The organism is Microcystis protocystis FBCC-A270, from assembly GCF_050500235.1.
GTDB lineage: Bacteria > Cyanobacteriota > Cyanobacteriia > Cyanobacteriales > Microcystaceae > Microcystis > Microcystis ichthyoblabe_A.
On the sequence record NZ_CP191407.1, the window covers coordinates 609,269 to 632,098 of the forward strand.

The 22,830-nt window shown below is 44.3% G+C and carries 19 protein-coding genes; 8 read left to right on the top strand and 11 right to left on the bottom strand.

The annotated features are described in order from the left end of the window. Positions 1–6: 6 nt before the first annotated feature. The 3 genes from ACQY1X_RS02835 to ACQY1X_RS02845 form a co-directional block, all read right to left on the bottom strand. A complete protein-coding gene (locus ACQY1X_RS02835; RefSeq protein ID WP_043997319.1) occupies positions 7–867 on the bottom strand; it encodes a shikimate dehydrogenase in 861 nt (286 codons plus the stop codon). A gap of 284 nt (positions 868–1,151) precedes the next feature. Then, positions 1,152–1,529 (bottom strand): hypothetical protein, encoded by a 378-nt coding sequence (locus ACQY1X_RS02840; protein ID WP_002737069.1) that lies wholly within the window; start codon positions 1,527–1,529, stop codon positions 1,152–1,154. 233 nt (positions 1,530–1,762) lie between these two features. Next, entirely contained in the window at positions 1,763–2,758 is a 996-nt protein-coding gene (locus ACQY1X_RS02845; RefSeq protein ID WP_430015371.1) for an amino acid ABC transporter permease, read from the bottom strand. 85 nt (positions 2,759–2,843) lie between these two features. Here ACQY1X_RS02845 and ACQY1X_RS02850 point away from each other — a divergent pair, with 85 nt between their 5' ends. The 3 genes from ACQY1X_RS02850 (at position 2,844) to ACQY1X_RS02860 (ending at position 5,010) form a co-directional block, all read left to right on the top strand. Further along, a complete protein-coding gene (locus tag ACQY1X_RS02850) occupies positions 2,844–3,359 on the top strand; it encodes a single-stranded DNA-binding protein (protein WP_024970685.1) in 516 nt (171 codons plus the stop codon). Positions 3,360–3,602: 243 nt separating this feature from the next. Beyond that, entirely contained in the window at positions 3,603–3,854 is a 252-nt protein-coding gene (locus tag ACQY1X_RS02855; protein ID WP_002736449.1) for a UPF0175 family protein, read from the top strand. 337 nt (positions 3,855–4,191) lie between these two features. Beyond that, positions 4,192–5,010 carry a PEP-CTERM sorting domain-containing protein gene (locus ACQY1X_RS02860; protein ID WP_430013935.1) on the top strand — a complete coding sequence of 273 codons (819 nt, stop codon included), beginning with the start codon at positions 4,192–4,194 and terminating at the stop codon, positions 5,008–5,010. Positions 5,011–5,126: 116 nt separating this feature from the next. Here the strand turns inward: ACQY1X_RS02860 and ACQY1X_RS02865 are convergent, their stop codons facing one another. Beyond that, positions 5,127–6,698, bottom strand: coding sequence for a Na+/H+ antiporter (locus ACQY1X_RS02865; RefSeq protein WP_123230458.1), 1,572 nt, complete (start codon positions 6,696–6,698; stop codon positions 5,127–5,129). A 135-nt stretch (positions 6,699–6,833) separates the two neighbouring features. Here ACQY1X_RS02865 and ACQY1X_RS02870 point away from each other — a divergent pair, with 135 nt between their 5' ends. Next, entirely contained in the window at positions 6,834–7,373 is a 540-nt protein-coding gene (locus tag ACQY1X_RS02870) for a DUF3038 domain-containing protein (RefSeq protein ID WP_194014799.1), read from the top strand. A gap of 168 nt (positions 7,374–7,541) precedes the next feature. Then, the gene (locus ACQY1X_RS02875; RefSeq protein WP_430015372.1) at positions 7,542–8,879 is read left to right on the top strand and encodes a DUF4335 domain-containing protein; all 1,338 of its coding nucleotides are present in this window, start codon (positions 7,542–7,544) and stop codon (positions 8,877–8,879) included. A 152-nt stretch (positions 8,880–9,031) separates the two neighbouring features. On the opposite strand, the gene ACQY1X_RS02880 is transcribed toward ACQY1X_RS02875, so the two are convergent. Both ACQY1X_RS02880 and lexA read right to left on the bottom strand, forming a co-directional pair. Then, positions 9,032–9,295, bottom strand: coding sequence for a TIGR02450 family Trp-rich protein (locus tag ACQY1X_RS02880; protein ID WP_430013938.1), 264 nt, complete (start codon positions 9,293–9,295; stop codon positions 9,032–9,034). Positions 9,296–9,424: 129 nt separating this feature from the next. Further along, entirely contained in the window at positions 9,425–10,039 is a 615-nt protein-coding gene (lexA, locus tag ACQY1X_RS02885; protein ID WP_002737392.1) for a transcriptional repressor LexA, read from the bottom strand. Positions 10,040–10,943: 904 nt separating this feature from the next. Here lexA and nifJ point away from each other — a divergent pair. The 3 genes from nifJ (at position 10,944) to ACQY1X_RS02900 (ending at position 17,193) form a co-directional block, all read left to right on the top strand. Then, complete coding sequence (gene nifJ / locus ACQY1X_RS02890; protein WP_430015373.1) at positions 10,944–14,498, top strand: pyruvate:ferredoxin (flavodoxin) oxidoreductase; 3,555 nt, start codon at positions 10,944–10,946, stop codon at positions 14,496–14,498. Positions 14,499–14,500: 2 nt separating this feature from the next. Next, entirely contained in the window at positions 14,501–15,526 is a 1,026-nt protein-coding gene (locus ACQY1X_RS02895) for a dihydroorotate dehydrogenase-like protein (RefSeq protein ID WP_430013940.1), read from the top strand. Positions 15,527–15,984: 458 nt separating this feature from the next. Next, on the top strand, positions 15,985–17,193 hold the full coding sequence (locus ACQY1X_RS02900) for an ATP-dependent 6-phosphofructokinase (protein ID WP_430015374.1): 1,209 nt from the start codon (positions 15,985–15,987) through the stop codon (positions 17,191–17,193). A gap of 187 nt (positions 17,194–17,380) precedes the next feature. Here the strand turns inward: ACQY1X_RS02900 and ACQY1X_RS02905 are convergent, their stop codons facing one another. The 5 genes from ACQY1X_RS02905 to ACQY1X_RS02925 form a co-directional block, all read right to left on the bottom strand. After that, positions 17,381–17,596, bottom strand: coding sequence for a type II toxin-antitoxin system HicA family toxin (locus ACQY1X_RS02905; protein WP_002754319.1), 216 nt, complete (start codon positions 17,594–17,596; stop codon positions 17,381–17,383). Between the two features lie 2 nt (positions 17,597–17,598). Next, positions 17,599–17,847 (bottom strand): type II toxin-antitoxin system HicB family antitoxin, encoded by a 249-nt coding sequence (locus tag ACQY1X_RS02910; RefSeq protein ID WP_002736552.1) that lies wholly within the window; start codon positions 17,845–17,847, stop codon positions 17,599–17,601. A 37-nt stretch (positions 17,848–17,884) separates the two neighbouring features. Then, a complete protein-coding gene (locus ACQY1X_RS02915; protein WP_256378255.1) occupies positions 17,885–18,010 on the bottom strand; it encodes a hypothetical protein in 126 nt (41 codons plus the stop codon). Positions 18,011–18,521: 511 nt separating this feature from the next. Beyond that, positions 18,522–22,349 (bottom strand): eIF2A-related protein, encoded by a 3,828-nt coding sequence (locus ACQY1X_RS02920; RefSeq protein WP_430015375.1) that lies wholly within the window; start codon positions 22,347–22,349, stop codon positions 18,522–18,524. 65 nt (positions 22,350–22,414) lie between these two features. Then, positions 22,415–22,810: a hypothetical protein gene (locus ACQY1X_RS02925; protein WP_103111654.1), complete on the bottom strand. Its 396-nt coding sequence runs from the start codon at positions 22,808–22,810 to the stop codon at positions 22,415–22,417. Positions 22,811–22,830: the final 20 nt, after the last annotated feature.

The window sequence follows — 22,830 nt, forward strand, 5'->3', positions numbered from 1 at the left end:
TAGCATTTAGAATTGTTTTAACAAAGCTTCCCGCATGACCGAGACGGGGACGGGTTGACCTAACCAGATTTCTAGTGCGATCGCTCCCTGATTAACTAACATTTCTAACCCATCAATAATTCTTATCCCTCTAGTCCGGGCCAACCGGAGAAATTTGGTCGGCCGGGGATTATAAATTAGATCGTAGGCGATCGCCGATGAGGGCAAAAGGTCTAATAATTCTAACTCAACAGGGGATTGTTCGCCCTGGGGGGACATTCCGATGGGGGTAGAATTAATCAGAAGTTCTGTGGTGGGTAGCAGCCCCTCTAATTCGTCCCAGCCATGCACTTCTAGGAGGTCATAGAGGCTTGTATTCGCCCAACTTTCTTTAAAAGGATCTAATTTCTTTTGATTGCGTCCTACCACATGAATTTTGCCACAGCCCAACTGGGCGCAAGCCACCACTACCGCCCGGGCAGCGCCGCCATTACCTAAAATAACTGGATTCACCCGACTCCAATCTTTGTCAAGGGATTTCAAGGGTGCGAGAAAGCCATCCACATCGGTATTCGTTCCCTGCCAGCCAGTTTTCGTGCGCCAGACGGTATTAACTGCGCCTACTAGCCTTGCTTTCTCGGTAATTTGCGATAATAAGGGAATAATTGCTAATTTATGGGGAATTGTGACGCTAAAACCCTCTAGATCGATGGCGGACAAACCAGCGATCGCAGTTGCTAAATTTTCCGGGGCGATCGGTAGGGGAAGATAGACATAATTTAGCCCCAAGGCATCGATAGCGGCATTGTGCATGGGGGGAGAAAGAGTATGGCCGATGGGATCGCCGATTACGCCTAATAACTTGGTTTTTCCGTTAATAATGGTCATAAAAAAGGTGGGCTTTCCCCACCAAAGTTTAATCTCAAGGGTAGCCAATGCTCACCTTACTATAGTAGGGTTTGCTGAAAAAGTTTTTCCTGGGGGCAGGGTGTAGGGTGTGGGGTGTGGGGTGTAGGGTTTTACCGATTTTGAGGGGGTCAATTACCTAATTTTCAGGGAAAAAGTCCAGGAATTTTTCCCCCGATCACTCCCAGATCCATTACTTTTTGATGGCCAAAAGGTCTAAAAGTTTTACCCAACAAGGTTTTTAGATTTATTCAGCAAACCCTATACTATTTCTTGATTTCGCGGGCCATTTTCAGGAAAGGATTGATATTGTCATCGTTAGCGCGACGAACGTTATCATTAGCAGCGTTAGCCTTACTATTAGCCTCGGAAGTAGCCGATTTTGCCACAATACCGTTATCGGTGACTTTGCTGACTTCCATAGAAGAAATCTGTTTAATCGATTCGCCACCCTTTTTATTCGAGGCAGTTTTCGGGAAAGTACGTCGGATCGTGATCGGTGTCCGCATAAAGTCGATATCACCGAGAGTTTTAGCGTCATCGGGTTCCAAGTAAAAAGCCTCTTTCGGTTCCGGTGCGCTCATATCCATCGGTTCATCGACGTATTTCGTCTTATTGCCAAACAGGCCAAAGAATCCAGCCATTTTCTCGCTCTCCTAAATAAATATATTTACCATAAATTGCTGCTGATTGTTAAATCATATCAATATTTATGACAAAAAGCCAGGTAGCCATCTATCAGTTATCAGTTATCAGTTATCAGTTATCAGATGTGAGTTTTCAGTTCACTGATTACTGTTTACTGTTTACTGTTTACTGGACGGCTACGCCGTGCCTTTGGCAACACTGAAAAGCTTCCCACACCCCATCACCCCAATCAACGCTGTTCTAACCTACGACTGGCTAGGGACATAGAATAACAGAAAATCCAGTAAATAAACGCCAAAAATAGATAAACCTCTGGATAATCGCCGATAAATTTCGGATTAGCTAAAACCGAGCCTGCCATACCCAAGAGGTCCACCAGTCCCACGATCGCCAGTAGAGAAGTATCCTTAAATAAACTGATAAATTGACCAACAATAGCAGGAATGACCGCTTTTAAAGCTTGGGGTAGAACGATCAATAATAAAACGAAAATCGGTTTTAACCCCAAGGCTTTGGCCGCTTCAATTTGACCTTTGGGAATCGCTTGTAAACCACCGCGGACATTTTCGGCCAGATAGGCTGCTGCAAAAAGGGTGAATCCGGCGATCGCTCTGATCACCCGTTCCGGTCTCGTCCCGGCGGGTAAAATTAAAGGTAACATCACCTGGGCCATGAATAAAATTCCCAACAAAGGTAAACCGCGCAATAATTCGATATAGCCAATAGATAGCCAACGAATTGCCGGTAATTCACTCTGTCTCCCCAGGGCTAATAATACCCCCAAGGGGAAAGATAAAATCATACTGGCGATCGCTACTAATAAAGTTAAGATTAAACCACTGAGATCATCGAGGGGAATTGTCGTTAAAAATAATCCCCCCAATAGTAACCAAGCAATTAAAGGTAAAGTCAATAACCAGAGCAATCCCCACCAGCGTTGGAGAAAAGCGGGGCAATTGGGGAAGCGACCCCGGTTTAATTGCCAAGAAAACAGCGATAAAGCCGCAATTATCGTTAAAATCAGCCAAATTCGCCATATTGACTGTTCTGGATAACGACCGACCACAAATAAACCGAGATTTTCCGTCACTACAGCCCATTTTGCCCGATTTATCGCCCAATCGAGAAAACTTAAGCCCCCCCAGAGGCTGAGAAATAGACCCGCAAGGGTTAAGATGACGTTGTACCAAGTGTTAAAGAGATTTTTTCTTAACCAGAGTCCCATAAAATTCCCCAACCTCCCCAGTGGTGATCATTGTACTTTTTCAGTACAATGGTGCTATTAGAAAAATTCAGACTGATTTTCGACCATGAACAGTTGCATTTTAATGGCTAAAATTGTCCGTCGTCCCGAATTACGTTATACCCAAGATAATCAAACTCCCTACGCTCAAATGTTAGTCGAGTTTTCCCCCAATCGTGCCGAGGCAACCCCAGCTAATTTAAGGGCCGTAGCTTGGGGAAATTTAGCCTCAGAAGTCGCTCAGAACTATAATGAAGGCGATCGGGTAATTTTAGAAGGTCGTCTCTCGATGCAGACGATCGATCGTCCCGAAGGTTTTAAGGAAAAACGGGCCGAATTAGTCATTAGTCATCTCTATCATCTTGACGGCAGCGTGAGTAGCGGTGAAATGACGGCCCCGACTCCGGAAAAAGTCGTGCCAATCAATACCCACAAATCGAATAAAACCCCGGTGGAAAAACCCGTCGCACCTGTCTCCCCCGGGGACTTTGAATACGACGCATCCTATGAACTTTCTAATCCTTCCGCTTGGCAACCTAGCGACACATCGGTGGAGGAAAATTTAGACGATATTCCTTTCTAAGTACCCCAACAGAATTAATGGCTCTTCTCGATTTTGTCTGATAATTTTTGCTTATGGAATCGTGAAATGCTGATCGGGCAAGACTTTCAGCACTATTTTGACGTTCGGCGATGCTCATTCGAGCCGAGGAAGAAACTATCAGTATAGACCTCGTTTTCACACAGAAACCAGAAGAGCCAAAGCTTTAACTGAGATATGGCAGGCTAGAGAAAATAATAAGTATTAGCGCGTGAGGATGTCTTAATGCAAATTACCCTGAACCTACCGGATAACCTCAGCCAAGCCGAAACCTTTAACCAAGGCGACTGGCTCCGGGAGATTGCCATTGCGCTGTTTCAGCAAGAGCGGATTTCCCTCAGTCGCGCCAGTAAAATTGCCGGGATGGAAGTCATGGACTTTCAAAAACTGCTGGCAGATCGCGATATTTGTGTTCACTACGATGTAGAAGACTTTGAGCAGGATGTTCAACATCTGCGCGATCGAGGCTGGCTATGATCGTGGTCAGCGATACCTCCGCCCTTGCCAATCTGGCGATCATCGATCATCTCTGGTTGCTAGAGTCAATTTACCAAACCGTGTTAGCGAAATTTTGAACCCTATTACCGAATCTGACACACCGCGCCACAATCCCTCACGGAAGGCGATCGGTCGCCTGAGAAGCAGTAAAACAGGGGAAAATACCTGAAACTCTTTCCCCTATGAATCCCTAAGCTAGGGAGAAGAATATAAAGATTTATTAAATTGTAGTTTTTGATACAGTTGTGGGGGGGGGAGTGTGTACCGTCAAAGTTGTTCCTCGTCGAATGTAATTAGCAAAAAGACAATTTTAAACATGAAAAACCGAATTTTTTTCCTGATGACTGGACTCGCCGTCAAAGTGCCAGTTGCTGCTGGAACAGTATTTATAACTTTAGAAACGATTGGCTTACAATCAGTAAATGCGGCTGTTTTAGCACTGAATTCGTCATTAGATTTACAAGCTACAGCCGACGCTGGAGGTGGATTAGTGACCGATACTGACTCCTACAGTCAGGGAAATACAATAAATCCTTTAAGTGCATCAGTCAGTGCCCTCGCAACTTCTGGTACAGCTTCGGTTTTATCTAAGGCAACAGCAACTGCTTCATGGCTCAATACCTCTCAAGGTCAGGTAGTTTTCTCTGACGTGGGCTGGGAAACATTTAACTCTAATGGACAGGCTACACTTTTCGGTGGTACAGACTGGACTTATACCTTTTCTTCCGATACAGATGGTATTTTTACTCTTGACTATAATATTCCTGTTTCTACTGACACAACAAGTAGTTTTGGCTTGAATGGCTTTAACTTTATTTGGTCTGGCTTTGAAGGTGGTGAATTTTTAAATTTAAATTCATCTGGCACGTTGACACGAACAATTACAGCGGGAGACACTTTCACTGTTAATATCAAAAATCAAGCCAATATCTTCTTCGGTGGTAATTTAACTAGGAAGGCATTTATGGACGGGATTTTTACGTGGAATATACAGACGACTACCGTTCCAACCGTTCCCGAACCCTCTACCATCCTCGGCCTCCTCACCCTCGGCACACTCGGCGCAGCTTCCACCCTCAAGCGCAAACTAAAACCCTCCCAATCCACTGAAAAAGAAACTACAAAAGTCTCCTAAAATCCCCCATAAAACCCCACAAAAACCCCTTCATTAATTGGAGGGGTTTTTGTCATAAAACCCAGTCGTTGATCGTTAGGAGAATTGAGATTGATTGTATATACCCCAAAGTAGTCCTACTGATCAGTAATTTTACTTTCAGCGAGAATTTCTTGGAGGACGGGGGATAAATTGCTAGTTAAACGGCCGGCTCGAATAAATTCAGCGTAGGTATCAGCTTCGATATCTAGGAGGGTTTCCCGAAGTTGTTCCATTGTTAATAGCTGTAATTGGGGATAACTATCGTTGAGAGATTGAATTTCCGCTTCTACGGTCTTTAACTTTTCTTTGACGAGATGCTGCTCATAACTAAAAAATTCGGGGGCAACATCGGGAGATTTATCTAACTTAGAAAGATAGTCTAAAACCCTTTTTAAAGCTACCCGTCGGGCTAAAAGTTCCGCATAGTTTTCTCGAATTGGTTGATCACCGATCAGGTCTAATCTCGATAGGAAAGTTTGAATAGTTAATCCCTGAACCAAAAGGGTAAAGAGAACAACTCCGAAGACGATATCGATGATATCCTGACGATTGGGAAAAATAACCGGCACACTTAAAGCTAGGGCAATAGAAACGGAACCGCGCAAACCTCCCCACCATAAAACCGTTTTTTCTCGCCAATTAATTTTAGTTTCCATCAAGGCATTACTAACAGTTGCTAAAGCAAAGGTAGCCAGAAAACGGGCCGCTACCACGGCGGCGATCGTGATAAAAATTAAATTGAGATTATCGGCTAAACTGGAGAGACGAATCTGATCGCCGATGAGGAGAAAAACGATCGAATTGACAAAAAAAGCGAGAAACTCCCAGAATTCCGTGACTAATAGCCTCGTACGGGGACTCATGCTGATTCTAGAGCCAAAATTACCCAAAATAATCCCCGTAGTCACCACTCCGATTACCCCCGAACCCCCGAACTCCTCGGTTAATAAATAAGCACCGTAGGCGGACACAAGAGTTAAAGACTGTTCCACTAGGGGTAAATCGAGACGTTGAGTCAGATAGGAAATACCAAAACCCACTAAACAACCCACTGCCACCCCGATACCGATAAAAGCGGCAATCCGGCTAATGGTTGTCTCTAAGGATAGACCACTAGCACCGAGGGGAATTTCCACCAAAAGAGCGAAAGCGACCACAGCGACCCCATCATTAAATAAGCTTTCCCCTTCCAAAAGCACGGTGAGTTTTTTACTGGCCCCTAATTCGCGAAAAAGAGCGACAACAGCGACGGGATCCGTAGAAGAAAGGCTTGCACCCACTAATAATGCCGTAAATAGGGGTAAATTAGTCAATTCATCTAGGGTAAAACCAACCCCGAAAATCGAGATAATTACGCCGACAATAGCGAAAAGACTGACGGGAATCCAATTATCCTTCAGATCTCGCCAGCGCGTATTCCAAGCGGCTTCAAATAGCAAAGGGGGCAGAAAAATTTCTAGAATCAGTTCGGGGGATAGGTTCACCAGACGGATATCGATAAAAGCTAAACCTAAACCGACTATCACTAACAATAGGGTGTAAGGAATTTGGCGAAACCAGCTAAAAATCCTCGAAACCGTGGCCACACTCAGGGAAACGGACAAAACAATTAGAAATTGTTCCAAATTTTGCTTAATGACTTCATCAGTAGCGGATTCTAAACTCATTGGGTGGGAGGCAATCGGTGAGCGGACGTGCAAGAAAAGAACAATCTAAATTATTATTACACTTTAGAACCAGTGATTTTTTCTCCTAAACCCAAGTTTTTCTGCTGGCAATTCCTTTTATCTATGTCCTTGACTATGCCTCAGTCTGCCGAGTCCTCCACGGGTGAGGATTTACCCCTAGCTATCTCACCCAGTAACGAGCAGTTAGAGAGTATTAATAGCTATTTAAACCTGATTTTGGCGGCTTTAGTCTCTCTAGCTAATTTAGACTCCGAGTCTATCACCCAAGCAGCCCAAGAATTAGCCTTAGATGCAGATACAAGCGATCGCCTAGTTGCCCACCACTGGCAACCCCAGTCAAAACTTTCCCTCGCGGACATCCGTTCTCTAGTTCTCCTCCTCTGTCATTTGGCCCAAAAAAAGCAAGAGTTAATCCGTCGCGCTGTAATTCTCTTGGAACAAGTGGGAACTCAAGGACAAGAACCAGTTAAAACCACACTTTTGGGCAATTATATTGATAATTTTCGCTTAAAATACCCAGAAATATCGGAAAATAATCTCAGCGATTCTAGCCTTGCTTCCCTAGCCTGGAAATTATTAATCGATTTATTGTTCTACAGCAGCCCCCGCAGTCATCTCCTTCTCTGGCACACCCTTTTAGCAAGTAAAAAGTAAAAAGCCTATCAGTTATCAGTTCTCAGTTATCAGATGTAAGTTTTCAGTTCACCGATTACTGTTTACTGTTTACTGGACGGCTACGCCGTGCCTTTGGCAACACTGAAAAAAAGCTTCCCAGTTCATAATTCATAATTCATAATTCATAATTCCCACCGATAACTAAAAATGAGTAATCTAATTCGCAAATATACACCCCCCACCTGTACCCTAGAAATTTGGGGAAATAGTTCGCCTCTAGCGGTTTGGCTGGGTAAAAATGTCTTAAAGGATGCCCACTTTCAATTGCGCTTTGATGATCCTAGATTGAGTGAGGAAAAACAGGTGACGATCAAAGGCGATCGCACACAATTACAACTCCTAGGGGAAATTGTCGCTAATTATGTGCAGAATTTACTCTCTAGTCCCGTTTCTACCCTCTCTTTCGTGGCTAGTGGTTCCCCCGAAAGCCATCTCCCCTCCTTACCCTCTCTCCGTTGTCAGGGACTTCTGCAGCATCAATTATTTTTAGGTTCCCTGCTAACCGATCAGGATAAACAGGAGATCGAATTAACCACATCGCAATTATTCGATCTAGCCAATGCTTTAGGGGAGTATAACCATGAAAGCCCCCTAATACCCCCTTTAATTCGCCAGAAAACCCGAAAAAATGCCCTGATCTGGACGGGATTAATCGCCTCAGCCCTAATAACTATCGGGGGAATAGCGATCGCATTTTATCAACAGCAACAAGTGGCCAACAATGATTTAACCATCGATCCCAATAGTGCCAAGATTCCCCAACCCTTGCCAACGCTGCCTTTACCCCCCACGGGAACAGCCGCCCCAAACCCGCAGTTACCGGCAAATTTGGGCAATAAAACCCCTTTACCGCCACCGCCCCCCGTGGGAACCGTTCCAGCCCCAGTTCGTCCCTCTAGCGTCCCCCTGGTGATTCCGCCGTCCACTTTACCGCCGCCACCAGTCACAGGTTCGCTTCCCGGCGGCACGGCGATCATAATTGAACCGAATAATCAGAACATCCCGATTACTGCCCCCCCCGTCACTGGCGCTCAGGGTACAAATGCACTAGCAGATGTCCCCCCCACCACGATGAATCCGAGTCCAGCACCGCCAAAATTGCCCAATTTACCGCCTCTAAGCCCTGTTAACCCCGAAAATGTCAATTTAGACCCCAAACCGTCCACAAGTACCGCTAAAGCCCCAGAGACGAACTTACTAGATACAATTCCCCAAGTGGCAGAAACCAGAGAATATTTTCAGTCCCGTTGGCAACCCCCGGAAAGTCTCAAGCATACTCTAGAGTACCGTTTGGTCTTAAATCAGGATGGTTCCCTAAAACAGATTATTCCCCTGGGACAGGCGGCGAAAATCTATCTCGATCGCACTAATATGCCCCTGCTTAATCAACCTTTCGTGTCTCCCCTCGATATCTCTGGTAATCCCCAATTGCGTCTAGTTCTTGGTTCTGATGGTACGGTGCGGACTTTTATGGAACAGCAATAGGGGACTTGCGTGGGAATAATATCCCAATCGATCGGAGGGCGCAAGCTTTGCGCCCCCACAGTAACGGATTTTGTCCACAATGTAGGGGCGAACTGCGTTCGCCCAAAAGGTACATTATCAAAGCGCAAGTCCCTAGGCTGTACTGCATTTAATTAACAAATAATCTCGTCGGTGCTGTCGGGTTGGTTCATTTCCGTTAGAGTTTGCCAACCGGATTGCCAGAGATTCGAGTCTTGCAACTGTTTAGCATTAATCCAGAAGCGGACAGTCGGATCGCAGGAAGCGACTAATTCAGCAAAAACCCATTGACCGCGATTTTGACGATTGACCACTTGAAAATGTCGCCAGCCCCATGTTTTTTGTTTTGCCGTCCATTTTGACCCCAAGAGATGGGGATACTTCTGTTTTTTGGGCATAAAAGTTAAAACACCTGAGTGCGGGATAGGCTAAAACCCTTATATTATCCTAGTTTGCCAACCCGATTCTTTTCCAGAAGCCAAGGAGAGGAAAAATGATCGGGGCGCTTAAGTGCGCCCCAGTTTTGGCTAATAACCGCGCCAAACACCAACCAAAACCCCTTGCACCTGTACTTGTTCAGTATTGGCTGTAATTGGTTGATATTTTTGATTGGAGGGTTGGAGAGTGATGATTTCGCCTTCTTGGTAGAAACGTTTTAAAGTAGTACCGTGGCCTTCGACTCTAGCGGCGACGATTTCCCCATTGGACACCCCTTCATTGCCTGTGAGAGAACGCATAATCACCAGATCCCCATCGGCAATATGATCCTCGATCATACTGTCTCCAGAAACGCGCAGAGCATAACAGTCTTGACTGCGTTGCAACAGGTTAGAAAGATCGAGTTTTTCTTCCACATCGGTGAAGGGTTCCACTAAACCACCAGCAGCGATCGCACCCAGAACCGGTAAACCTTGCACTGGTTGTTTAAGAATCCGCAGGGTGCGTGCTTTTCCTTCTGTCCAATCAATATAGCCTTTGGCGCGTAAACGTTCTAAACGGCTTTGAATCGGTGCGGGAGAGCGTAAATTCATCGCTCGCATCATTTGCCGGATGGAAGGGGCGTGCTGAGTAGTGCGAATGTACTCAATTAGCCAGTCGTACAACTCCTGTTGCGCTTGAGTAAGGGATTCGAGGTTAGTCATGATCTATTTTCCTATCCTTGGGTTAAGATAATTTGTACTTTAGTTCATTTGTGTTTAACCTAGTACATCTTAACTTCATCGGCTGACTAAATCAACTGGTTATTAGATCTCTTGCAAAAATCAAAAATTGTCGTGCTTGGTTAGGAGACTCCGAGACAGCCTTGAATCAGTTATCAGTTAGGGACTTGCGTGGGAATAATATCCCAATCGATCGGAGGGCGCAAGCTTTGCGCCCCTACAGTAACGGATTTTGTCCACAATGTAGGGGCGAACTGCGTTCGCCCAAAAGGTACATTATCAAAGCGCAAGTCCCTTATCAGTTATCAGATGCGAGTTACAGCGTTTCTCAGATAGATGAGGTTCGTTCTTGCGGCTACCATACTTGATTAGCAAGGGTTAATCTGTACTTCACATTTACGAGAAAGGCCGTATCGGTTCACTGATTACTGATTACTGTTCACTGATAACTAAAAAGTCTCCCTTCTCCCCACTTCATAATTCATAATTCCTTCTCCCTGTTCATAGACAGTCTTAACGAGTAATTTAGATAGTCAACAGCTTATCTTCTGACCTAGCACTTTTTTTTTAAAAGTATCATTAATTTTTATCTCAATTCTGAATATTAATTAACCCCAGGGTCGGTTGCTGGCAAACTCAGCAGCGTATTAAGAAAAAATAACGAATTGCTAGAAAGCCCAGAATCTGGATAATGATCGAGGTGGAGACAGAAAAATTGCTCTACTTAAGCCTGTCTGCCGTAAGCGTCCAATAGTAGATAGGGAGTCAGAAGCGACGCTCAAGAAAATCCTTCGGTTGTCAGGGAAACGAGAGGATATTTAGTGCGAAATTGAGCCGTAAAAAAACTTAAAATCCCGACAAATATCGTAAAAACTAAGGGGAACACATGACCACAAAAACCTATGCAACCATAGATGGTAACGAAGCTGTTGCACGCGTTGCCTATCGTCTCAGTGAAGTAATCGCTATTTATCCTATCACTCCCTCCTCGCCTATGGGTGAATGGTCCGATAGTTGGGCAGCCGAACGGAGAGCTAATCTCTGGGGAACCATTCCTTCCGTAATCGAAATGCAGAGCGAAGGTGGGGCAGCGGGAACCCTGCACGGAGCGCTACAAACAGGCTCTTTAACTACCACTTTCACTTCCTCCCAGGGATTATTATTAATGCTCCCCAACTTCTACAAAATTGCGGGGGAATTAACCTCTTCAGTAGTCCATGTGGCAGCCCGTGCTTTAGCAGCCCAAGGGTTGTCAATTTTTGGGGATCATAGTGATGTTATGTCTGCCAGAAGTACGGGTTGGGCTATGTTAGCGGCTAATTCCGTTCAAGAAGCTCAAGATCTGGCGGCTATTGCCACAGCTACCACCCTAGAAACGCGGCTTCCTTTTCTGCACTTTTTTGATGGTTTTCGTACCAGTCATGAGGTGCAAAAAGTCGAATTAATTAGCGATGAAATTCTCAAAGAACTGATAGATGAAGACCTAATTATTGCCCATCGTCAAAGAGCTTTAACTCCCGATCGACCAGTGTTACGAGGCACGGCACAAAATCCCGATGTTTATTTCCAGGCAAGGGAAAGCGTCAATCCTTTCTATCATGCTTGTCCCGATATCACTCAAAAAATTATGGATCGTTTTGCCCAATTAACAGGACGGCAATACCATCTCTATGAATACCACGGTGCGCCCGATGCCGAAAGAGTGATTATGTTAATGGGATCGGGAGGGGAAACCGTCCATGAAACCGTGGATTATCTCAATCAAAATGGGGCTAAAGTTGGGGTTTTAAAAGTTCGTCTCTATCGTCCCTTTGCCGCCGACAAATTACTGGCAGCTTTGCCCACCACAGTGAAAAAAATAGCCGTTTTAGATCGCTGTAAAGAACCCGGTGCCGGGGGCGATCCGCTATATTTAGACGTGGTAAATGCCTTTATGGAAAACTACGAAGGCAAGCTGCCGAAAATTGTGGGAGGACGCTACGGTTTATCTTCCAAAGAATTTACTCCAGCCATGATTGCTGGCATATTTGATAACTTAAGTCTCGACAAACCGAAAAATCACTTCACTATTGGTATCGTTGACGATCTTACCTTTTCCAGTCTGGAATATGACCGCAGTTTTTCCACCGAACCGGACGAAGTAGTGCGGGCGGTTTTCTACGGTTTAGGTTCCGATGGTACGGTGGGAGCTAACAAAAATTCAATTAAAATTATCGGTGAAGATACTGATAATTATGCCCAGGGTTATTTCGTCTATGATTCCAAAAAATCTGGGTCTGTCACCGTTTCTCACCTACGCTTTGGCCCCCATCCGATTCGCTCTACCTATTTAATCACCGATGCTAACTTTATCGCCTGTCATCAGTGGGAATTTGTCGAACAATTTGATCTGCTAGAAACCGCTAAATCGAACTCAATTTTTCTCCTCAATAGTCCCTATCCACCGGAGGAGGTGTTTAGTCACTTACCCCGCCATCTCCAGCAAACTATCATCGATAAAAATCTGCAAGTTTATACGATTAATGCCACTCAAGTAGCCAAAGAAGCGGGGATGGGCAGTCGGATTAATACCGTGATGCAGGTGTGTTTCTTTGCCCTAGCGGGGGTTTTGTCGCGGGAAGACGCGATCGCACAAATCAAAAAAGCCATCCGCAAGACCTACGGCAAGAAAGGCGAAGAAATCGTGCAGATGAACATCAAAGCTGTGGATTCTGCCCTAGAACACCTCTATCAAGTCTCAATTCCCGCCACTGTCACCCCTGAAGCTTTTGAATTAAGACCACCGATTCCCGACAACGCACCCACTTTCGTCCGAGAAGTCCTCGGCAAAATTATCGCCCGTCACGGGGATGAATTGCCCGTTAGCTCCCTTCCCAACGATGGTACTTACCCCACCGCCACTAGCCAATGGGAAAAACGCAATATTGCCCAAGAAATCCCCGTTTGGGATGCGGATGTCTGTGTTCAGTGCGGTAAATGCGTTCTTGTTTGTCCCCACGCCGTTATTCGCTCGAAAGTCTATGATGAGGCCGAATTAGCCACGGCCCCGGAAACCTTTAAAGTCGCGAATGCCAAGGATCACGACTGGAAAGGGCTAAAATTCACCATCCAAGTGGCCGCCGAAGATTGTACCGGTTGCGGTCTCTGTGTTGATGTTTGCCCCGCTAAAAACAAATCGCAACCACGTCTAAGAGCGATTAATATGGCTCCCCAATTGCCCCTGCGGGAACAGGAACGAGTTAACTGGGATTTCTTCCTTAATTTGCCTAATCCAGACCGATTAAGCCTAAATCTCAATAAAATTAACCATCAGCAAATGCAGGAACCTCTCTTTGAGTTTTCCGGCGCTTGTGCCGGTTGTGGTGAGACTCCCTACGTTAAATTAGTCAGTCAGCTATTTGGCGATCGCATGATAGTAGCTAATGCCACCGGTTGTTCATCTATCTACGGAGGTAATTTACCGACAACACCCTGGGCAGTTAACGCCGAAGGTCGCGGGCCGGCCTGGTCGAATTCTCTCTTTGAAGATAATGCCGAATTTGGCTTAGGATTCCGAGTTTCCATCGATAAACAGGCAGAATTTGCCGCCGAACTGTTAGCAACCCTTGCTAGTGAAATCGGAGAAAGTCTAGCGGCAGATATTCTCAATTGTCACCAAGTCGATGAAGCGGAAATTTACGAACAACGGCATCGGGTAGAGGCCCTAAAATCCCGTTTAGGGGAATTAACCCCGACCACGCAGGTGAAAATGTTGTTATCCGTGGCCGATTATCTGGTCAAGAAAAGCGTCTGGATTGTCGGGGGTGACGGTTGGGCCTACGACATCGGTTATGGTGGCTTAGATCACGTTTTAGCCAGTGGTCGCAATGTCAATATTTTGGTCATGGATACGGAAGTTTACTCGAATACGGGCGGCCAGGCCTCGAAAGCTACTCCTCGCGCTGCCGTAGCTAAATTTGCTTCTGGTGGCAAACCCAGCCCGAAAAAAGACCTCGGTTTAATGGCCATGACCTACGGTAACGTCTATGTGGCCAGCGTGGCTATGGGGGCAAAAAACGAGCAAACTATCAAAGCTTTCCTAGAAGCGGAAGCTTATAACGGGCCGTCGTTAATTATCGCCTATTCTCACTGTATTGCTCACGGGATCAACATGACCACCGCCATGAACCATCAAAAAGAAGTGGTGGAAAGCGGTCGCTGGTTAATGTACCGTTATCATCCCGATTTAGCTAAAGAAGGCAAAAATCCCCTGCAATTGGACAGCCGTGCGCCTAAACTTACCGTAGCGCAAACTCTCTACTCGGAGAATCGCTTTAAGATGTTGGCCACCAGTAAGCCGGAGGAAGCTAAACGTCTGCTCAAAGAAGCACAAGCAGATGTGGATACGCGCTGGCAAATGTATCAGTATTTAGCAGCAAAAGGTACAGGGAGCAACGAATAGTTATGAATCTACACACTACTTACATGGGTTTACAATTGCGATCGCCGCTAGTCATCGGTGCGGCCGCACCCTTGAGCGAGGATATCGACAATATCAAGAGAATGGAAGACTTCGGAGCCGCTGCCGTGGTTTTACACTCCTTTTTCGAGGAGCAGATTAAACAGGAAAGACTGGCTCTACACCATCATTTTACCCACGGAGCCGAGAGTTTTGCGGAAGCTTTGACTTATTTTCCCGAACCGGAGGTTTTTCACGTTGGTTCCGACGAATATCTCAACCATATTCGCAAAGCCAAAGAAATGGTCGATATTCCCATTATTGCCAGTCTCAACGGTGAGACCTCTGGGGGATGGTTGGAGTATGCCATTCAAATTCAACAAGCGGGCGCTGATGCTTTGGAGTTGAATGTTTATTATGTTCCCAACGACCTAGAATTAACCGGAAATCACGTCGAACAAAACTATGTTGATATCCTCAAAATTGTCAAATCGGAGGTATCAATTCCCGTCTCGATGAAGTTAAGTCCCTACTTTAGCAATACGGCCAATATGGCTAAACAATTAGCGGAAGCAGGGGCCGATGGGTTGGTATTATTTAACCGTTTCTATCAGCCGGATATCGACTTAGACACCTTGGATGTTCACCCTAATATTATCCTCAGTAATCCCCAAGCAATGCGTTTACCCCTGCGCTGGATTGCCATGCTTTACGGTCGTGTAGCGACGGATTTTGCCGCTACCAGTGGTATTCATAACGCCATCGACGTGATCAAAATGATGATGGTAGGGGCAAAAGCGACCATGTTAGTTAGTGTTTTATTACGCCACGGTTTGGAGGAAATTACCAAGATCGAACAGGGTTTATTGCATTGGTTGGAAGAAAATGAGTACGAATCGATCGAGCAGTTAATTGGCAGTATGAGTCAAATGAATTGCCCAGATCCGACTGCTTTTGAACGGGTACAGTATATGAAAGCCCTGCAAAGTTACGAACCTGTTTGGAAACGTTTTCAAACCACCAGTAAATAAAAGTGGGAAGCTTTTTTCAGTGATCAGTAAACAGTAATCAGTAATCAGTAATCAGTAATCAGTGAACTGAAAACTTAAGTAGGTAGGCGTTAAAAATTATCAGACACCCCCCTTATCAAGGGGGGCAGGGGGGATCGGCACCCCCCTTATCAAGGGGGATCCCCCCGCCTATCGGCACCCCCCTTATCAAGGGGGGCAGGGGGGATCGGCACCCCCCTTATCAAGGGGGGCAGGGGGGATCGGCACCCCCCTTATCAAGGGGGGCAGGGGGGATCGACACCCCCCTTATCAAGGGGGGCAGGGGGGATCGGCACCCCCCTTATCAAGGGGGGCAGGGGGGATCGAACCTAAAATCGATTTTTAATTTAATTATAACCAGCTACTTAACTGAAAACTGAAAACTTACATCTGATCACTGATAACTGATAACTGACAAAAAAATCCAGGAGGATATAACTATGAACGAGAATCAAAAGAAAAAAATCGGTATTCTTACCAGTGGTGGCGATTGCCCGGGGTTAAACGCGGTAATTCGTGCCGTGGTGAAATCATCAAAACTCAAGGGTTGGGATGTGTACGGCATTCCCTACGGGACCGACGGTTTTATGCAGATTGCCGAGGGAAAATATCACCCCCAAGATTTGATCCTGACTCAGCATGGCTATAACCTACCCGGGGTCTTGAAAGGATTAGACGTTTTGCAGTTTCTTAGTGGTAGTGTTTTGGGTTCTTTGAGCAAAGGACATCCCGAAAACCCAGAAATTGCCACGAAAATCCTGCAAGGATACGAAATGCTGGGATTAGATGCCCTGATCGTCGTTGGGGGCGATGGGAGCATCGATATCATCTACGATCTCGCCCAGAAAGGCAACTGGAATATTATCGCGGTTCCCAAAACCATCGATAATGACGTTCCCTATACGGAATGGGCAGTCGGTTTTACCACTGCCGTGGATATCGTCACTCAAGCTTTGTATGATCTCACCTTTACCGCCGCTAGTCACGAAAGGGTGATGATTGTGCAGGTGATGGGTAGAGATGCCGGTCATCTAGCCCTTCATGCCGGAATTGCCGGGGGGGCCGATGCGATTTTTATTCCCGAATTAACCCCTGCTCTCACTCCCGCAATTATCGACGGTTGTTGTCATCATTTGGCAGAATTACGCGCTCAAGGTCGTAAATTCGCTCTCATTGTGATTTCTGAGGGTGTTAAAAACGAAGATAACCAAAAAGAGAAGTATATTGCCGATTATTTAGAAAAATTAATATTTGACAAAACTCGCTCTTTGTGCGTTACCGATCCCGTCTTCTGTTATCTCAATTCCATGGATGTGCGGGCCATGTCTTTGGGACACCTGCAAAGAAGTCGTCCTCCTTTGGCCATGGATCGACTGTTAGCCACGGCTTTCGGCATTAAGGCCGTAGAATTAATAGAACAGGGAAAACTCGATCGCGTGGTGATTTGGCGCGGGGGACAAGTGCGTAGTTTGCCCCTGAAACCAGTGATCAAAATTATCAAACAATGTCATCAAGAGCATCGCTGTGCCTATCCCGTGGATCCTGAGGGTTTTATTGTGAAAACAGCCCGTTCTTTGGGAATTTACCTAGGGGAAAATCCCACAACTGAGACGGCAGTAGTTCCGCAAGCTGTGGAGGCGTTGGTTTAGTTATAATAAAGCGAGAAGGGTTGCTCATACTTTCTCGCTTTATTACTTGCAATAATTTACTGTATTTTATGGCTTTTCTCAGTAATCTGTCATCGGTGGTTAACAATACGTCTATTCTAGCATATTCAGCGCAAGCGATATGAAAAGAATCATAAAGATCAAATCCTAAATATATAACCAATACTGTTTAACTGTTGTCCCATTCTTCATCACTAATACCCGCTTGTTTGAGAATTTCCTTAACTAAATCTTTAGAGATTTCTTGATTTCCATGAGGGTTAGGGATGCGAATTTTATGTTGACCCTTTTTCATAAATTGATGTTTACTACCAGAAAAAGGTCCTGTGTAACCTAAAGCTTTCAATTTTCTGATTAATTTTCTGCGAGAAATTGCTGATGGCATAACTAAACTTCTGCAACTGTTGTAACTTTAATTTCTAATCCATCTATGATAGGTAAAGGGTCGCCATCTTGTAATTTTAAAATGATCCATTCTTCTAGAACTTCTAGTAAGTCTTGACGGCATTCTTCAACGGTCAATCCATTTCCCCAAACACCTTGAAAGCCTTCTATTTCAGCAAACCAAGTACCGTCATTTAGCCTTTTGTATTGTGCTTTTTGTAAAGCTTTTTCACAATAATTGAGTAAGATCATTTTCTTCTCTAAATCTCCATAATATGTAACTATATTATCACTTCTCCTCACCAATCCCATCACACAAATGCCTATCCTCCTCCTTAACGCCAGAATTAGGATTGTGCAAATAAACCCGCACCCAATCGCAACTACGCCCCATTAAAGCGTTTAAGTCCTGCATTGTCCTACAATCTTTCTGTATTGTCCTACAACTCTTCTGCATCGCCCTATAATCCTTCTGTATCCTCACAAAGAAGTCTAAACCAAGATTAACGGGATTTTAGGATTAACTGGATTATTTACTTGGAAACTCCTGACAATCTTTTAAGATTGAGCATCCTGAAAATCCTCTAATCCTCAAAATCCTGATACTGACGATTTACCCCCAATCCCATCACACAAACCCCTATCCTCCTCCCTGACACCAGAATTAGGATTGTGCAAATAAACCCGCACCCAATCGCAACTACGCCCCATTAAAGCGTTTAAGTCCTGCATTGTCCTACAATCTTTCTGTATTGTCCTACAACTCTTCTGCATCGCCCTATAATCCTTCTGTATCCTCACAAAGAAGTCTAAACCAAGATTAACGGGATTTTAGGATTAACTGGATTATTTACTTGGAAACTCCTGACAATCTTTTAAGATTGAGCATCCTGAAAATCCTCTAATCCTCAAAATCCTGATACTGACTATTTACCCCCAATCCCATCACACAAATGCCTATCTTCCTCCCTGACACCAGAATTAGGATTGTGCAAATAAACCCGCACCCAATCGCAACTACGCCCCATTAAAGCATCTAAATTCAATAAATTCGAGTCTGTTTCTACCTTCCAGAGTTTGATAGTGTTGTCCCAACTACCGCTCACCAAAGTCTTGCCGTTGGGACTAAAATTAACGCTTCTGACACGGCTATCATGCCCATGGAGGGTACGGATTTCTTGGCGTTTTTCTACATTCCAGAGTTTGATAGTTTTGTCATCACTACCGCTCACCAAAGTCTTGCCGTTAGGACTAAAATTAACGCTTCTGACAGGGCCATCATGCCCCTCGAAGGTGTGGATTTCTTTGCCTGTTTTTACATCCCAGAGTTTGATAGTTTTGTCATAACTACCGCTCACCAAAGTCTCGCCGTCGGGACTAAAATTAACGCTTCTGACACGGTCTTTATGCCCCTGGAAGCCATGGAAGGTGGGGATTTCTTTGCCTGTTTTTACATCCCAGAGTTTGATAGTTTTGTCATTACTACCGCTCACCAAAGTATTGCCGTCGGGACTAAAATTAACGCTTCTGACACGGTCATCATGCCGCTTGAGGGTGGGGATTTCTTCGCCTGTCTCTACATTCCAGAGTTTGATAGTCCCGTCCCAACTACCGCTCACCAAAGTCTTGCCGTCGCGACTAAAATTAACGCTTCTGACAAGGCCACCATGCCCCTTGAGGGTGTGGATTTTTTTGCCTGTTTTTACATCCCAGAGTATGATAGTTTTGTCATCACTACCGCTCACCAAAGTATTGCCGTCGGGACTAAAATTAACGCTTCTGACAGGGTAATCATGCCCCTTGAGGGTGCGGATTTCTTCGCCTGTTTTTACATCCCAGAGCTTGATAGTCCCGTCATCACTACCGCTCACCAAAGTCTTGCCGTTGCGACTAAACTCAACGCTATTGACAAGGTCATCATGCCCCTTGAGGGTTTGGACTATTTCTACATTCCAGAGTTTGATAGTCTTGTCCCAACTACCGCTCACCAAAGTCTTGCCGTCGGGACTAAAATTAACGCTTGTGACAAGATCATCATGCCCCTTGAGGGTGCGGATTTCTTGGCCTGTTTCTACATTCCAGAGTTTGATAGTGTTGTCCTCACTACCGCTCACCAAAGTCTTGCCGTCGGGACTAAAATCAACGCTATAGACAGCGCTATCATGCCCCTTGAGGGTGCGGATTTCTTTGCCTGTTTCTACATTCCAGAGTTTGATGGTGTTGTCAGCACTACCGCTCACCAATGTCTTGCCGTCGGGACTAAAATTAACGCTATTGACGTTGTCATCATGCCCCTTAAGGGTGCGGATTTCTTTGCCTGTTTCTACATTCCAGAGTTTGATGGTGTTGTCAGCACTACCGCTCACCAATGTCTTGCCGTCGGGGCTAAAATTAACGCTTGTGACCCAGTTATCATGCCCCTTGAGGGTGCGGATTTCTTGGCCTGTTTCTACATTCCAGAGTTTGATAGTGTTGTCCTCACTACCGCTCACCAAAGTCTTGCCGTCGGGACTAAAATCAACGCTATAGACAGCGCTATCATGCCCCTTGAGGGTGCGGATTTCTTTGCCTGTTTCTACATTCCAGAGTTTGATGGTGTTGTCAGCACTACCGCTCACCAATGTCTTGCCGTCGGGACTAAAATTAACGCTATTGACGTTGTCATCATGCCCCTTAAGGGTGCGGATTTCTTTGCCTGTTTCTACATTCCAGAGTTTGATGGTGTTGTCAGCACTACCGCTCACCAATGTCTTGCCGTCGGGACTAAAATTAACGCTATTGACGTTGTCATCATGCCCCTTAAGGGTGCGGATTTCTTGGCCTGTTGACCCATTCCAGAGTTTGATAGTCTTGTTATCACTACCGCTCACCAATGTCTTGCCGTCGGGGCTAAAATTAACGCTTGTGACCCAGTTATCATGCCCCTTGAGGGTGCGGATTTCTTGGCCTGTTTCTACATTCCAGAGTTTGATAGTGTTGTCATCACTACCGCTCACCAAAGTCTTGCCGTCGGGACTAAAATTAACGCTATAGACACTGCCATTATGCCCTACTAAGCGATTATATTCCCTTCCTTCATTCATAATCTTCTGCAAAGCATCAATTACCTTCGTGTTGCTTGCGTTGTGTTTCTGCAAAATTTTTCCTGCCTTAATCGCTTCAACAATAGCATCTAATTCTTTTCCCTCTTCATTAAAGAGATGCAAAGAATAACCACTGAGAGAATTTGCTAAACTAAGTTCTGTATCAACTTCGCGCCGTTTTCTTTCTGCTTCGATTTTTTCTCGTTGCTTTTGATAGTGATAACTAGCTTTAATAAATTTTACGGCTACATCATCTAAATTAGAAAGTGATTTTTCTTTGATAAGATTGACAATCCTTTTCAGTTTAGAACCTCCCCAAAGCTCACTACTCGCTTTTACTGCATCTTGCTTCTGTAAATCATCCCACTGTTTAGCATCAGCATATAAACGACTTCTGAGAACAATTATCTCCTCTTTTTCTCGAATTAAATTCTGTAACACTTGCCAAGAACGTAATAACGCCTCATGTGCCACCTCAACCGTTGCTTTCCCGTCTTCTCCCTTACTCACCAAAAGACGATTATCTATTAATTGATAGAGAACCTCTCTTTGCATTTCCTCCTGTTCAAAACTCGATTTATCCGCCCTTCTGCTAACCGCTTTTTCCCCTTCTAAACTAATTAACTCTAGAAAAATTTCCTCTGCTGCTTTCCTTTGCACCTCATTAAATTGACCATAAATTTTATCCGCTTGTTTTTCTAGCGCACCCGTTACCCCACCAATCTCTTGATAAATCTTAATATTTAAAATCCGCTCTTGAATATGATCTTTTTCCCACAATAAATCTAACGTATATTGTAACAGAGGTAAAGAGCCGGCCTGTTCATAAAAATCCGCAATAATTTGATTAATTAATCCCTTTTCAAAAATTACACCATTTCTCGCCGCCGGTTCAGCAATAGCTAATCTTAACTCACTTTCATCCATATCCGTTAACATCTTGCTATACTGATCATGGATTTTTCCTAAACTGGGATAAGGACTTAATTTATCTAAAAAATCCGCCCTCATCGTCATCACAATTTTAACTAAACTATCATTATTTTCAATTAATTTAATCAAACTTTTAATAAAAATATCTCTTTCCGTCTTCGGTGTACGAGTAAATAATTCCTCAAATTGATCAATAAAAATAAACCATAAATCAGAATTATTTTTTAATCCTTCAACCACCTTAATTAAAGTCTCTTCCTTAACAGCTTGTGCTAATTTCGCTTGGGATTGTTTATATCTATTTGCCAAAAGACAACCATAAAAAGACTCAAAGGGATTAACATCAGGAACAAAAGTTAAATTAACCAATTTATTTGCGCCAAAATTATCCTTTAACTTAGGAATTAAACCCGCTTGCACGAGAGAAGATTTACCACTTCCCGACGCACCTAAAAGCAATAAAACATTCTTTTGCTTTAAATAATCGGTTAACTCAATAATCCAATTATCTCGCCCAAAAAACCTATCCTTATCATCTACCTCAAACTTCCTTAAACCCAAATAAGGTGAACCCGTAATTAAAGGTTGAGACTGAATCTCAACTCCTGACTTTTGGGTGATAATATATTGATTGATTACACCACCACTAATATCACCTGCAATTCCCTTAAATTCACCATCACCAATAAGACCTTTAACATCACCCCCTATTTCTAAATAATAACTTTTATCAGTCATTTTTGCTACCCCAAAATTATTCTTTTCAAGTTAACTTTAAATTGCAGTTTTAGAATTAGCACTCTTTAAGGACTTCCTACTAAACCAAACAATTTAGCCAAACCGCCTAAAATCGTTACAATTAAAGCAACTAAAATCCCTCGACTGACAAACTCTTGATTCTCTAAGCGCTTTTCCACGCCATCATTTTTTCCCTCTAGACGCTTCTCAATACCATCAATTTTTCCCTCTAGACGCTTCTCGACACCATCGATTTTTTCCTCCAGACGCTTCTCGACACCATCAATTTTTTCCTCCAGACGCTTCTCGACACCATCGATTTTTTCCTCCAGACGCTTAATTTCACCTTTAACTTCACTAAGTTCAATCTTAATATCAGTAACATCTTTTTGAAGATTATCTAACTTTTGATTGATTTGAATTAGAAAATCTTTAAGTTCTACCTCAACAGTAATTGACATAAATTTCCCTCCTAAATAAT